10 protein-coding genes and 2 pseudogenes are annotated in these 12,708 nt (G+C 42.8%); 5 read left to right on the top strand and 7 right to left on the bottom strand.

The genetic code is table 11. The features are described 5' to 3' along the window. Positions 1-355 precede the first annotated feature (355 nt). From ACKPVM_RS17720 to ACKPVM_RS17710, 3 genes are all read right to left on the bottom strand, one after another. Positions 356-1,378 carry a PfkB family carbohydrate kinase gene (locus ACKPVM_RS17720; protein ID WP_409311128.1) on the bottom strand — a complete coding sequence of 341 codons (1,023 nt, stop codon included), beginning with the start codon at positions 1,376-1,378 and terminating at the stop codon, positions 356-358. A 346-nt stretch (positions 1,379-1,724) separates the two neighbouring features. Further along, complete coding sequence (locus ACKPVM_RS17715; RefSeq protein WP_409311127.1) at positions 1,725-2,336, bottom strand: hypothetical protein; 612 nt, start codon at positions 2,334-2,336, stop codon at positions 1,725-1,727. A gap of 103 nt (positions 2,337-2,439) precedes the next feature. Beyond that, positions 2,440-2,757: a hypothetical protein gene (locus ACKPVM_RS17710; protein WP_409311126.1), complete on the bottom strand. Its 318-nt coding sequence runs from the start codon at positions 2,755-2,757 to the stop codon at positions 2,440-2,442. A 222-nt stretch (positions 2,758-2,979) separates the two neighbouring features. On the opposite strand from ACKPVM_RS17710, the gene ACKPVM_RS17705 reads away from it, so the two are divergent. The 4 genes from ACKPVM_RS17705 (at position 2,980) to ACKPVM_RS17690 (ending at position 7,303) form a co-directional block, all read left to right on the top strand. Beyond that, positions 2,980-3,837, top strand: coding sequence for a MurR/RpiR family transcriptional regulator (locus ACKPVM_RS17705; protein WP_409311125.1), 858 nt, complete (start codon positions 2,980-2,982; stop codon positions 3,835-3,837). Between the two features lie 190 nt (positions 3,838-4,027). Beyond that, complete coding sequence (locus ACKPVM_RS17700; protein WP_409311124.1) at positions 4,028-4,870, top strand: alpha/beta fold hydrolase; 843 nt, start codon at positions 4,028-4,030, stop codon at positions 4,868-4,870. A 23-nt stretch (positions 4,871-4,893) separates the two neighbouring features. Next, the gene (dcuC, locus tag ACKPVM_RS17695) at positions 4,894-6,267 is read left to right on the top strand and encodes a C4-dicarboxylate transporter DcuC (protein WP_409311123.1); all 1,374 of its coding nucleotides are present in this window, start codon (positions 4,894-4,896) and stop codon (positions 6,265-6,267) included. A gap of 298 nt (positions 6,268-6,565) precedes the next feature. Then, entirely contained in the window at positions 6,566-7,303 is a 738-nt protein-coding gene (locus ACKPVM_RS17690) for an SDR family oxidoreductase (protein WP_409311165.1), read from the top strand. Between the two features lie 146 nt (positions 7,304-7,449). Here the strand turns inward: ACKPVM_RS17690 and dcuR are convergent, their stop codons facing one another. From dcuR to aspA, 3 genes are all read right to left on the bottom strand, one after another. Beyond that, positions 7,450-8,247, bottom strand: a complete 798-nt coding sequence (gene dcuR / locus ACKPVM_RS17685; protein WP_409311164.1) for a two-component system response regulator DcuR — start codon at positions 8,245-8,247, stop codon at positions 7,450-7,452. Between the two features lie 141 nt (positions 8,248-8,388). Continuing rightward, a complete protein-coding gene (locus tag ACKPVM_RS17680) occupies positions 8,389-9,672 on the bottom strand; it encodes a dicarboxylate/amino acid:cation symporter (RefSeq protein ID WP_409311122.1) in 1,284 nt (427 codons plus the stop codon). Positions 9,673-10,186: 514 nt separating this feature from the next. Then, positions 10,187-11,620: an aspartate ammonia-lyase gene (gene aspA, locus ACKPVM_RS17675; RefSeq protein WP_409311121.1), complete on the bottom strand. Its 1,434-nt coding sequence runs from the start codon at positions 11,618-11,620 to the stop codon at positions 10,187-10,189. Positions 11,621-12,091: 471 nt separating this feature from the next. Between aspA and ACKPVM_RS17670 the strand changes: the two are divergent. Continuing rightward, positions 12,092-12,136 (top strand): annotated as a pseudogene (locus ACKPVM_RS17670) (hypothetical protein); the annotation flags it as partial. 63 nt (positions 12,137-12,199) lie between these two features. On the opposite strand, the pseudogene ACKPVM_RS17665 reads toward ACKPVM_RS17670, so the two are convergent. Then, positions 12,200-12,553, bottom strand: a pseudogene (locus tag ACKPVM_RS17665) (Arm DNA-binding domain-containing protein); the annotation flags it as partial. Between the last annotated feature and the right edge of the window lie 155 nt (positions 12,554-12,708).

The following is a 12,708-nucleotide window of genomic DNA, read 5'->3' as shown; positions in this document are numbered from 1 at the left end:
ATGGTTAACACAACATTCACAAGGATGTGATATATGACAAGGGATGAAAGAAATATAACAGGGAAAATGTATAGTATTGTCATCATCAGGTAAGGTTAGGCGAATGGTTGTAAAACAACATAGGCGACGCGGTATTTCAACGTCACTCATTCAACAATTGTCGCTTAACTTTTATTGATATACCCAAAATAATTCGAGTTGCGTGAAGGCGGCAACCGCACGAATCCCCAAGAGCTTACTTAGGTAAGTGACTGGGGTGAGTAAGGGCAGCCAACGCACAAGCAACTTGAAGTATGACGGGTATACAACCTCCATTAATCTAAACAATGAAGGTTGTGTCGATTTAATACGATGGTTAACGGCTAAGGCTCGCCCCACCACCCTTTTTCATGACAGAACGAATTTCAGATTCCTGAACAAGGTTCAGGTCACCACTAATTGTCAGCTTTAACACACTCGCGGCAATAGCAAAGTCGATCTTTTCCTGATCGCCAAAGCCATGCAGAACACCGTGCATCAAACCAGCACCAAAAGCGTCTCCCGCTGCAACCCCTTCCATAACATGCACGTTGTAGCGATTAGTTTCATGGAATTTGCCTTCGTTAAGCAGCAATCCCATCCACTGGCTGTCTTCAACAGACCGAATATTACGTAACACGCTGGCAACGACCTTACAGCCAGGATAGCGACGAGTGACCTCCAGCATCCCTTCTTTAAAGGCATCAATCTGATCAATTCCGCGAGACATGTCACCATCAAAAGCTTTGATACCCAGCGTCGCTTCAAAATCTTCATCATTAGCGATGCAGATTGTCACATAATTCATCAGCTTGGACATCACAACCTGCGCTTTTTCCGGCGACCACATCTTGCCACGGTAATTCATATCGCAAACAACGGGAATATTGTGTTTCTGACAAAAAACGCAAGCTGCCGTTACCGCCTGTTCAAGCTCGCTAGAAATAGCAGGTGTGATACCAGAAAAATAGAAGTAATCAACATCGTTGAAAATGGCTTCCCAGTCGAATTCCGTCTGCTTCGTTTCCGCAAAGGCACTACCTGCACGATCGTAAACAACATTCGTTGAACGTACGCTGGCACCTTTCTCAAAAAAGTAGATCCCCAAACGATTACCGCCACGCAATACTCTCGCTGTATCAACACCATATTTTCTCAGCGTAGAAAGCGCAGTTTCTCCCAACAAATTATTTGGCAATTTGGTTAGATAAGCAGCGTCATTACCAAGCAATGCAAGAGACACGGCAACATTAGCCTCTGCGCCACCATATGCGGCTTCAAGAACATCAGACTGAATAATGCGATTGTTACCGAGTGGCTTTAATCGCAACATCATTTCCCCAAAAGTTAACACTTTCATGTCTTTTATCCATTTATAAATCAATTAATACACAAACTCCGCAGCGAAAGGGGTTAATAAATAAACTATCCCCTTAGCCATGAATAACCTTATGTGACAATCACAAAAAGTAAAAAATAATATCGATTACACATCGATTATCATTGATAAGGCAAGTCTCATACTGTGTCATAAATCAGAGCTAATCGATATCACAATGTCAAAATTACGTATTATGAAATAATGATATATTTAATTATTCCATTAAAGAATATATCCCCTACCCCATTCAAGTCTTTCATCCCGATGAGCTGGCTCATCACTTCTATAGATCACGTCCGTTGGTACCGTTGCAAATCTATCGGATTCAATATTGATAAGGGAAAGCCCCTGATTTTTCAAACTGCACAAACTGTGTTGCCGCCCATGCTGACATCTTACTGCCGCTATGTGCAACATCGGGAACCGTTGTAAATTGCCAATTGAAGGGAAACTTGTAGCGACTTGCTTTCTGTTTGCCCGTCAAAAAATAATTTTCAGCACGCTGCAAGCGATTGTTGCCTTGGGCCATCGCTTCATAGGAACGGCGCAGTAACGGATGATAAGGATCGTTATCCCGTTGCCCAACCGTAATCAATAAAGGCATAGCAAAGTAACGTTCTAGCTCGGTGGTTTTTAACACAACCGGGGCATTCGCAAAACCATAGGGCCATGTCGTTTCGTCATCCGGTAACGTCCACCACCCGGCTGCCGCACAGATAGCAGCCTTTACTTTTGCGGTAGGAACAAACGTCAGCATACGGTGAACAAACTGGCAGCCCGCACTGTTCCCAAAAAGATAATAACGGGGCTGCTCCGTTATTTTAGACTGCCGAAGAGACTCAAAAATGGCATCTATTACAGTAAATGCCCAGTCCTCCGGTGGGTTCACTCGTCGCAAATCATTATTGACCAGATAACCAAGGTTATAACCATCCACGCCGGGATAATCTTTTTTAGAAAACTCAGGAACCAGGACAATAAAATGATTTTTTTGGCATGTTCTATCCAGGCATCTCGATATACCCAAAATAATTCAAGTTTCAGGAAGGCGGCAAGAGAAGGAATCCCGATGAGCTTACTTGAGTAAGTGATTCGGGTGACTGAACGTAGCCAACGCACAGGCAACTTGAAGTATGACGGGTATAATCATCTGCATTTCGGTTTAGCCCTGTTAATACAAAGATAATCGGAGAGCGAGAGGTCGCCTCTTGTGGACGATAACTCGACACGGAGATCTCTTTACCATTTTTCGGTAATGTCATGGTAAAACGCCCACGTTCAATAGGCAGTTGTTCAGCAAACACAACATGAGACAAAAGAGCCAGTGATACCAGTATGACGATTGATATTTTCATCATCTTCACCTTTCATTAAAATTCACAGCGTAAAGTTAATCCCATAACAAACTGATATTAAATAACTTTAGTTTTATTTATCGTCCATGATTCAGAATGAAAATCTCAGTCATTTTTTAATTATGAGAGATACTGCACATTTCTTTCCTGGGAATTTCCCATTCCCTTTTCTATTACACAAGACTGGTTCTTAATACCACAGAGACATTAAGAGAGCATATTACGATGAACAAAACCGAGTTCTCTCAGCGTATTAATCAGATAAGCAATTTGACGGAAACCGATCGATGCATCGCTGATTATCTTACCAAACATTTTTTATCGATCCCCTATAGCAAAGTTGTCGATATTTGCAAAGAAGTGGGGATTGCCAAATCCACACTAGGGCGTTTTATGGTAAAAATAGGGTTTGAAGGTTTTCATGATTTTAAAAAAGCGGTGATGGGTACAGAACCATTTCGAAATGTCTCTCCCATTACCCGTTTTAATAAAGAAAACAATATTAAAAATGGCAGCACATACATAGAAAATTACGTTGCCCATACCACCAACATCATCCGTGACACACTAAAAAATATTAGTAAGCATGATTTGGAAAAAGCGATTGAACTAATTTGTGATCCTGATAAAAAACTGTATGTCATTGGTAGTGCCAGTGCTCACGCGCTAGCAGAGTATTTTTACCTTCTTGGTCGATATATCAAAAAAGACATTGTACTGCTGGATGCCAACATCGCTAATTTACCTCATAAACTGGTGGATGCGCGAAACGGCGATGTTCTGCTGGCCATATCCTATTACCGATTCTCCAGCGTAACGACTCGTCTGGTGAAATGGTTTCACCAAAACCGGGGAGAGACTGTCGTTATTACCGATCGTCCAACCAACCCTTTTAGCCACTTCGCCACCGCACTTTTACTAATGGATAGCCAAAATAGGGGGTTATTTAATAGCCGTAGTTCTGGCTTTGTGCTCATTGAAGCGATGGTTAACTATATGGGAGAAATAACAGGGAAAGAATTAAATGATAACTTTAATGTAATGGAAGCTCTTTTTGAAGAGTTTAATGTCTTCAATAAATAAAGCGCCATCACTTACGCTAAAAACGCACATTTATCCGTATAACACCACCTGAAATTCGGATATCCAGCATCATTAAATAAGTTAGATCAATGTAAAAAATACATTGTCAATTGCTTTAATATTGCAAGAGCATCTTGTCGCACATGGCATATTGTACCTATGTATTCTATTATTTAAAGAGATTAATATAATGATTAATGAAACAAATATAATTACTGAAATGAATGTCGTTCCCGTGTGCCCGGTACAGAAAATAATCGCTACTTCACAGGGGAAATTATCTTATCGTTCCGGGGGGAAAGGTGAAAAAATCATTTTTCTGCACGGCCTACTAGGAAGTGCTAAAGCTTGGGCATTTCAATTTTTCGCGCTGTCTCCAGCCTATAACGTTATTGCCTGGGATGCCCCCGGTTATGCGCTATCCGATCTGGTTAATGCGGAAATTGATAACTATGTACAGGCATTGCATGAACTGATTCAAGCTAGCGGCAACGACCAAGTCTCTATCGTCGGACACTCCATGGGCGGTACCGTTGCCAGTCGCTACGTGGCAAAACATCCAGAAAATGTAAAATGCCTGATTCTATCCTGCACCCACCCCGGTTACGGTGATCCAGAAACAGCGCCAGTATCAGAAAAGCTGGAGAAACGTATGCAGGAGTTAGCTGAAATTGGCAGCGAAGCCTACGGCTGGAACCGTGCACATGACCTGTTGCCCTTCCCTGATATTCCACAGGCCGTGCTCGCCTATGCCGCAACAATTGCAGCAGAAACGCGACCTGACGGGCTACGTCGGGCATCACGCATGTTGCAATTGGCCGATAATCGCTCTCTTTTATCACAAATCCGTGTTCCAACACTCGTTCTAACGGGTGAAAAAGATAAGGTGGTCAGCCCTCAACTGAAATCAGATCTACTAACCCGAGTACCATTTACAAAACATATCGAGATGCCGGGGTTAGGGCATGCCCCCTATTTCCAGGCACCAGAATATTATAATGCCCTCATCCATGATTTTATCTCTCACTATTAAAGAATACTATTCAGGGGAATATCATGACTGGATTCTTAATCGGCATGGTGATTACCATTATTGCCGCAAGATTTATTATAAAAAACTATCAACCTCAGACTATTTTATTGCTAGCAGGGTTGAGTATGCTGCTTATTTCCACCATCCTGTTTCCTGATAATTCGATACTCTATGGGAAAGCAAAATCTATCGGATGGGCAGGAGGCGATATCTTTGCCTTTGTCAAAGAATCGCTCTCAACACAGGTAGCTGGTATCGGTTTAATCATTATGGCAGCAGGTGGATTTGCTGACTATATGGACCATATTAAAGCCTCTAATGCCATGGTAAATTTGTGCATTAAGCCATTGCGGATAATAAAAGCGCCTTACCTTATTCTGGCAATCGGATACATCTTATCCCAATTACTTCATATCGCCATTTCCAGTGCGGCGGGTCTGGCAATGCTGCTGTTGGTTACTTTTTTCCCCGTACTGGTTCGTTTAGGTGTGAGTAAGGCTGCGGCGGCATCGATGATTGGCATGTCTGCTTTTATGGATCTGGGCCCCGCGGTCGGGACGGCGAACCTCGCGGCCAAACATGCAGGAATGGAAACAGCAATCTATTTTGCGCACTACCAATTACCTGTAGCGATTGGTGTAATGCTGACCGTAGCAATATTGATCTTTTTTACCGCACGTTATTTCGATGCCAAAGACGGACATACGATGGTGATCGCTCAAGACGACAGCTTGTCCCACAATGATAACGGTACCCATATACCTGCGTTGTACGCATTTCTTCCCATATTTCCGGTTGTGCTAGTGATTGTTTTTAGTCCACTGGTGGTCAGTACAATAAAAATCGACGTAGTAACCGCAATGGTCATCGGCACCTTATTCGCCTTCTTTTGTGAATTAATGGTAAAACGAGACTTCAAGAGTGCGTGTAAGGGTATTCAGGTCTTTTTCAAAGGAATGGGCACCATGTTTACCAGCATTGTCTCACTCCTGGTTTGTGCCGATGTATTTGCACAAGGGTTACAGATTATCGGCGCAGTGGACTTCATCATACATACGGTGCAAACCATCGGCTTTGGCTTTAATAGCATGACTATCGTGATGGCGCTGTTAGTCTGCGTAACCGCCGCCTTAACAGGCTCTGGCGTTGCGGCATTCTTTTCGTTTTCAGGATTGGCTCCGGGGATCGCGACAAAATTCGGCGAAAATGCGGTAAACATGATTCTTCCCATGCAATTAATGGCTGGGATGGGAAGATCTATTTCGCCAGTTGCAGGGGTTATTATCGCCGTCAGTAAAGCAGGTGAGTGCTCACCCTTTATGATTGTGAGACGAACGTTTATCCCAGCGATCGGCGGAATGATCACAATGCTGGTCATCAACGCCATGCTGAGTTAGTCACACTCGGTAAATACTCGTAACAGAATACCGACGTCCTTGCCTGACTGACACACAAGTGACGTCGTGTTCCAAGTCGTTGAGACTCAGCTGACAGATCAATTCATCTGATTCAACAGGAGAGATAACCTATTGCCGTATATCAAGTTTTCCCCGCACTTCTCTTAAATCTATCGGCATTGTTAATCCTGATGGAATTATAATATCAAATTAACGATCTTTATCTCCTTGGGATGAAAGTTACTATCCATGCCGAAACCCTATTGATCTCCCTCCAACAATGAACCAGGAGAGAATGATGACCACACAAACAAAAACGGCTTTAGTTACTGGAGCATCCCGAGGCATTGGCCGAGCCATTGCAGAGCGTCTGGCAAAAGAGGGCTTCACGGTCATCGTCAATTATGCTGGTGATGTCGTTAGCGCTGAAGAAACGGTGCGGACAATCCTGGCGCAAGGCGGTCAAGCGGTTGCCATTCAGGCTGACGTTGCCAATGAAGCTGATGTCAGCCGCCTGTTTGCCGATGCGAAAGCAATCAATGGTCGGTTGGATGTCGTAGTACATTCTGCGGGCATTATGCCCATGGTGAAAATTACGCCAGCAGGCCTAACTGATTTCGATAAAGTGATCCGAACCAACCTGAGAGGAGCCTTTCTGGTATTGGCTAACGCAGCAGAATCTGTTGGTGAAGGAGGAAGAATCATCGCCTTATCCACCAGCGTTATCGCAAAATCGTTCCCGGCTTATGGTCCCTACATCGCGTCCAAAGCGGGCGTTGAAGGTTTAGTACATGTGTTAGCCAATGAACTACGTGGTCGAAATATCACGGTAAACGCTATTGCACCAGGGCCAACAGGAACCGAACTGTTTTTCAACGGTAAAAGCGAAGAACAAATCGCTACCATTGCCCGACTGGCACCATTGGAACGGATTGGTACACCGGATGAAATTGCTGGTGTCGTTGCAATGCTAGTGGGTGAGGATGGCAACTGGGTGAACGCACAGGTTATCCGTGTAAACGGTGGTTTTGCTTAAGAAACAACGCATTCATGCAATGCCCCACCGCACGCGTGTTGCAGGAAAGTACGTTATCATTTTGAACAACGCGCAGTGTTAGCCTTTCAAGGCAAACCCATGGATGGGTTGAGTAACAAACACAGTGATATTAGCCTAGATAATCGCTATTCAAATAACGCGTGGGCACTTATTTTTTCATATCGGGTACAGTACTTAAAGTTTTTAAGTGGAATACTACTCATACTATTGACCTGACGATGGATACCTCGTTGCTCCGCTAATAAACGATAAAGATGCACAGGCCGTCCTTTTGTTTGATAGAGGAGATCGGTTGCCAATATATGCGTATCTTCAAGATAGCTCAGATATTTACGGCAGGAAACACTTGATATACCAATGGCATCTGACATCATTTTTGTTGAAAACTCAACATCCTGATTTTTTTTAACCCATTCACAAATAATGCGCAATGTATGAGAGGTCAGCCCTTTAGGCAACCTTTTATGTTTACTGACATTCTTATTGCTAATGCCTTGAATCAGATAATCAATGTCGTTCTGTACGATAACTTCCTGATGCTTGAGCAAATTAACCTCTTCACGGTATGCCGTTAATTTGTACTCAAAACGAGAAAATTGGAAAGGTTTAACCAAATAGCCTACCGCACCATAACGTAACCCTTTTTTTATCGTATAAAGATCGTGAGTTGAAGAGACGATAATAACATCCGTTCGCTTACTAAGTTCGCGAATGACACGTAACAAAGCAAGATCGCTATTACGTTGCGTACAAATATCTAATAACACCAAATCAATATCTGAAGCGTGCCGTATTAGTAAGTTTCTCGCTTGTTGCAGCGTTGATACCGTCGCATAACAGTTAAAACCAGAAATCTGATTCAGATAAGTGCGATTTAACGCAGCAACTTTAGTATCAGGATCAACAATAAGTACATTAATCATCATTCAACAGCCTTGGGCAGTAGATAAAAACGGCATTACGCCCCGAAAAATAGATTTCATTTAATTAGCCTTATGACAGGCATGGGTCGTACACAGCGACACAAGCAGTCTGATAACTGCTTGTGTCTAAAAATAAATCAGCTATATACTTTTTGTTGCCATCATGGGTATTTCATCGTCAGCATGGTCATAATTTTGTTCCAATTTAGACACCACTGCCGTAGCCATACCGTTACCAATGACATTAGTGGCGGTCCGGCCCATATCAAGGAACTGATCAATACCAATAATCAGTAAGATCCCGGCCTCTGGCAGATTAAACATAGGTAATGTGGCAGCAACCACCACAACCGCTGCTCGTGCGACGCCAGCCATACCTTTACTCGTGATCATCAATGTTAAAAGAATCAATGTCTGTTGGGTCAGGCTCAGGTGAATATTGTACGCCTGTGCGATAAACAGAATGGCAAAAGCTTGATATATCATGGAACCGACAAGGTTAAAGGAATACCCCAACGGAAGAACAAAGCTGGTGATTTTTTTAGGCACACCAAATTCACTAAGCGCTGCCATCGTTTTGGGATAAGCCGCTTCGCTACTTGCCGTAGCGAACGCCAGCATACTGGGTTCACGGAGTAATTTGATCAGGCCCCAAGTCGCTTTCTTACCGAGGAACATCGCACCAGCGCCGAACATTAACCCCCATAACAACGCCAACCCAAGGTAGAACTCACCAATAACCTTGCCAAAATCGAAGAGCAGCCCCAACCCCTCAGTTGTAATAGAAGAAGCCAGCGAGGAAAAGACCGCCAAAGGTGCTAATCGCATAACATAATCTGTCACCCGAAACATCACTTTCGCCAGTTCTTCGATCATATTCTCCATCGTAACAGCATGTTTGTTCTGACTTTTCACAAAAGCTAAAGCCGAACCAAAAAACATGGAGAACACCAGAATCTGCAATATTTCATTATTAGCCATCGCTTCGACGATGCTGCGTGGAAATATATGAGTAATAAAGCTTTTCAGGGTAAATCCACCAGTACTCACACCGGTATCGACCTGTATTGGCGTGCTTGGAATGGCGAGATTCATTCCGACACCTGGCTCGAAAACATTTGCTAACATCATGCCGATAAAAAGAGAGACAACGGAAGAACAAATGAACCAAACCATGGCCTTCAGACCAATGCGGCCAACAGAAGAAGAATTCCCCATACTGGCAAGACCAGAAACCAAGGTAGCAAACACCAATGGCGCAATGATCATTTTTATCAGGCGGAGAAAAACATCTGTCACTAAATTAAAGTAAGATACGACCTCTTTGGCTTCCTGCTCAGTCAATAAAGAATGGCAAGCACCACCGACAATAATGCCGAGGATGATAGCTAAGGCTATAAAAAATAATAATTTATTCTTTTTCATGATAACCTCATGGTGATAAATAGATTCAGACAATAAACATTGTTATTGAAAATCAACCATCTGAAGCACAGCCTTAAGCAACCTACGGTCTACTCTGTTTTTTTGTCGTGGTATTGTCTGTATTTGATACAAAACTTATTATTAGCGCATCACTCTTTTTCCAACACTTCCCCTATCTCATTTCATAATGAAAATAAGACAGGCTAAATATTGACATCGTTCTGTTTATACCCGTCATACTTCAAGTTGCCTGTGCGTTGGCTGCGTTCACTCACCCGAATCACTTACTCAAGTAAGCTCATCGGGATTCCCTCACTTGCCGCCTTCATGCAACTCGAATTATTTTGGGTATATACCAATAACAAGTGAAATATCTCCCCCTAATCCAGTTATTTATTGGAATAATGGGAAACGTATATCTACAGGGTCATTCATAATCGTGTCCGAAACATTGGACACGATTATTGAAGGTGGAAGACAAATGGATAAAACGCTTAAATATCTTTATCAACTATTAGGCGTTTTCATCAGTAAAGCGCTTAGCTTTATAAGCCGGATGCATCAAATTCTGAATAGAGAAAATATCATCCAGTTCTGCTTCGGTGAGTAAACCGCGCTCCAACACAACTTCACGCACGCTCTTACCCGTTTCTGCACATATCTTCCCAACAATATCACCGTTGTGATGCCCAATAAACGGATTCAGGTAAGTGACGATACCGATAGAATTGAAAACATACCCTTCACAAACAGACTTATTCGCCGTAATACCCGTCACACATTTTTCAAGCAAATTATGGCAGGCATTGGAAAGAATCTGAATTGACTCGAACATCGCTTGCCCGATCACCGGCTCCATCACGTTCAATTGCAACTGACCGGCTTCCGCAGCCATTGTCACACACGTATCGTTACCAATGACTTTAAAACATACCTGGTTGACAACTTCAGGGACAACTGGGTTTACTTTTGCTGGCATGATTGACGAACCGGCCTGCAATTCAGGTAAATTGATTTCATTAAGCCCCGTGCGTGGGCCTGAAGAAAGTAAACGCAAGTCATTACAAATTTTGGATAATTTTACTGCTGTACGTTTCAGTGCGCTATGTACCATAACATAAGCGCCACAGTCCGATGTCGCTTCAATGAGATCTTCGGAAGGGACACACGGCAGGCCGCTCACTTCAGCCAAATACTGTACCGCTAATTTTTGGTATTCATCTGGCGTATTAAGACGAGTACCAATAGCCGTTGCACCAAGGTTCACTTCTAATAATAATTCAGCGGTACGTAACAGATTTCCTTTTTCTTCTTGTAACAACACATTAAAAGCATGAAATTCCTGGCCAAGAGTCATTGGCACAGCATCCTGTAGCTGGGTACGTCCCATTTTCAGGATATTTTCAAATTCTTTAGCTTTATGTTCAAAACCATCACTCAACAGATTGATCGCATCAATCAACTTAAGGATAGAGCGATAAACGGCAAGGCGGAATCCTGTTGGATAAGCGTCATTAGTTGATTGGCACTTGTTCAGATGATCGTTAGGATTCAGATATTGGTATTCGCCCTTATTATGCCCCATCAATTCCAGGCCAATATTCGCCAATACCTCATTAGTATTCATGTTGACGGATGTACCTGCGCCCCCCTGATAAACATCAACGGGGAATTGATCCATGCATTTCCCATTATTCAGAACTTCATCACATGCCTGAATAATAACATCAGCAATCTTTTTAGGAATGGTTTTTAATTCTCTGTTCGCCAATGCCGCTGCTTTTTTCACCATGACCATGGCGCGAACAAATTCGGGGATATCACTGATTTTTCTATCGCTGATATAAAAATTTTCGATGGCACGCAACGTATGAATACCATAATACGCGTCATTGGAGACTTCTCGGTTACCTAACAGATCTTCTTCTATACGAATGTTATTCGACATGCCTATTGCTCCTTTCTAATCTGCAATACAGAAAGGGCAATATTGACAGATACTGTCAAGAAAATATTTTACCTTCATATTTTGCCCTTATCCGTTAGTGTTCAAGCATCAATCAGGCACCAGGCCTTGAGAAATAACTTAAATGGATGGGCTCAGGAAAAATACGAAATATGTCACTAATGAAATTTTTCTTATGAAGGGATTTAGTAATTATTAATTAACATTTATACATCAATCTTGCTTCAGACATGATTTATCTTATTGATTTAAAATAATTATAATCATTATATCCTATGAAGAAGATGTAGAAAAAACGCATCAAAAACGAATGTGTCCTACCAACTACAGGTTCAAACCCTAGAGCAGGTCAAACACCGTCCCCCATACCATTCGAGTGGCACGGATATAAATAGATGGTAATGCATCCAATTCATTGAAATAGATGTACAACACAATCTTTCGAGATGGTTTATGACCAGCATTACTGTTCATCGTCCCCATTGTGATTCTGCTATGGTTTATCGCCATGGTAAAAATCCGGTAGGTCAGGAACGGGTAATGCATAGATTCATGCCCCTACATGGCGCTGGTGAAATAAGACTCGGGATTATAGGCGTAGCAAAACACTTCGCCGCAGCGTTGACGCACTTTTTTCTCTTTCTCGGTCTTCCATCTTTTTCAGCACGTTTAGCAATTCTAGCGGCTTAATGTCTGTAACAGGACGTTGACCAATAAACGGGAAGACATCTTTGTTGAACGCTTCAGGTAGACACCAAACACCACACGTTTTTCTTTACCGGCGATACGGTATTTCATGCGCCAGCTTTTGGTGCCGTTCGGGAACACCTCCAGATACATGCCCCCACCATCAGCCATCTTGTAGGGTTTATCTTTGGGCTTGGCAGTCTCTACCTGTCTGGCATTGAGCTTCATTTGGGGGCATCTCCTTTAGACCGAACACGATATGCCCCCACCGATGCCCCCAACTCAGCGTAGATTTCCGTGAACGTGAGTAGACGAGCAGAGACAACAAGGGCCGTGAAACCGCGTATTATAAGGGTTTGTACGGTGTTTGAGTAGACTTAGGG

This window comes from Pectobacterium hainanensis, from assembly GCF_046237015.1.
Classification (GTDB): domain Bacteria; phylum Pseudomonadota; class Gammaproteobacteria; order Enterobacterales; family Enterobacteriaceae; genus JBJYIN01.
The sequence above is the reverse complement of the archived record's forward strand: the minus strand, read 5'-3'. Positions and strand labels throughout refer to the sequence as shown.